Raw genomic sequence first — 1,938 nt, 5'->3', positions numbered from 1 at the left:
CTCGGCGTGGGTGCGGCTCAGCGCCGCCGTCGCCTCGCTGCTGCCGAGCGCACGCATGACGATGGGGACGAGGAGCTCCTCGTCGGCCCGCTCGTGCGGGACGAGGTCGCGCTCGAGGCGATCGAGCAGGTCGTGCGCAGCGTCGAGGTCGGGATGGTGCGTCGACAGGGCGTCCGCCACGGCGCGGATCTGCTCGACGACGGGCGCCACCGCGTCGTGCTCGGCGCGCAGCCGCGCGGCGGTGGCGACGTCCTGCGGCGGCATGGCGATCGTGTGGACGCGGCCTGGCAGGACGGCGCGCAGCGCAAGGCCGATCGCCAGCACGTCGATGACCTCCTGGAGCACGGCGCCCGCGGCCGGTGGCAGGTAGCCGGCCGCCGCGGCGATCATCGCCACGAGCGACAGCCCCATCCCGACCAGCACGGCCTGGAGCGCGATCCGCTGCGACCGGCGTGCGATGAGGATCGCGTCCGCGATCGCGTCGATCCGGTCGACCGTCAGGACGACGTCGGCGGCCTCGGAGGACGCGGTGGCGCCGCGCGCAGCGAGGGCCACACCGACCCCGGCCGCGGCCAGGGCTGGGGCGTCGTTGATGCCGTCACCGACCATGATCGTCGGGTTCCCGGCCTGCTCACGGTGGATCGCGGCGAGCTTGTCGGCCGGGTCGCAGTCGGCGAGCACGGCGTCGACACCGACGATCCGGCCGACGGCGTCGGCGATGTCACCACGGTCCCCGGTCACGAGGACCACGCGGGTGATCCCGGCGTCGCGCAGCGCGCGGACCATCCGCGGTGCGTCGGCGCGGACGGGGTCCTCGAGCAGCAGTGCGCCGGCAGGCTCGCCGTCGACGGCGACGAGGACCAGCAGCGAGCCGTCGAGGTCGGCGCGGCGTCGAGCCTGGCGCACCCAGCGGGGGGCAGGGTCCGCGACGATCCATGCCGCCTTGCCGAGCCGGACGTGGTGCGCCCCCACCCGCCCCTCGACGCCGTAGCCGTGGACCTCCTGGACCTCGACCGGCAGCTCGAGCGCGAGGCCGCGGCGGGCGGCGGCGCCGACGATCGAGCCCGCGAGCACGTGTGCCGAGACCTGGTCGAGGCTGGCCGCGAGGCGGAGGAGCTCGTCGGCGTCGGCCCCCGGCTCCGCGGTCACGACGTCGGCCAGCGCGGGCCGGCCCTGGGTCAGGGTGCCCGTCTTGTCGAAGAGCATGACGCGGCCCGCCGCGAGGCGCTCCAGGGCGCCGCCCCCCTTGACGACCACCCCGATGTGCGCCGCTCGCGAGAGCCCCGACATGATCGCGATGGGCGCGGCGAGCAGGAGGGGGCACGGGGTCGCGACGACGAGCACGGCCACGGCGCGCACGGGGTCACCCGTCACGGCCCACGCCCCGCCGGCCAGGGCGAGGGTGAGCGGGACGAAGAGCGTCGCGAACCGGTCAGCCGTCCGCACGAACGGGGCGGAGGAGGCCTGGGCCTGCTCGACGAGCCGGACCACGCCGGCATAGGTGGACTCGGCCGCCGACGCCGTCGCCAGCAGCTCGAGCGGCCCGCCGCCGTTGACGACGCCGGAGCGGACGTCCTGCCCGACCGGCCGCTCGACCGGGAGCGCCTCACCGGTCAGCGCGGCCTCGTCGAGCACGGCAGAGGTGAGCAGGCGCCCGTCGACGGGCACGATCTCCCCGGGCGGGACGAGCAGCCGGTCGCCGGGGACCACGGCGTCGACGGGTACCTCGACCACCCCGGTGCCGGTGTGCCGCCGGGCGGTGCGCGGGGCACGCTCCACGAGCAGGCTCAGCTCGCGCCGGGCTCGCGCCGCGGCCCTGGCCTCCAGCAGCTGGCCGCTCGCGAGCATCACGGTGATCATCGCGCCGGCGAACGGCTCGCCGACGAGCAGGGCGCCGGCCAGGGCGAGCGCGGCGATGACGTCGACACTGGGTTGGCG

The 1,938-nt window shown here is 76.4% G+C and carries 1 protein-coding gene; it reads right to left on the bottom strand.

Features of this window, described 5'->3' with window-relative positions; genetic code table 11:
• The coding region (locus PKY62_RS13200) for a heavy metal translocating P-type ATPase (RefSeq protein WP_324537702.1) at positions 1-1,938 on the bottom strand (1,938 nt) is incomplete at both ends.

The sequence above is a fragment of the Actinotalea sp. genome (genome assembly GCF_035443605.1).
Classification (GTDB): Bacteria; Actinomycetota; Actinomycetes; order Actinomycetales; family Cellulomonadaceae; genus Actinotalea.
The sequence above is the reverse complement of the archived record's forward strand: the minus strand, read 5'-3'. Positions and strand labels throughout refer to the sequence as shown.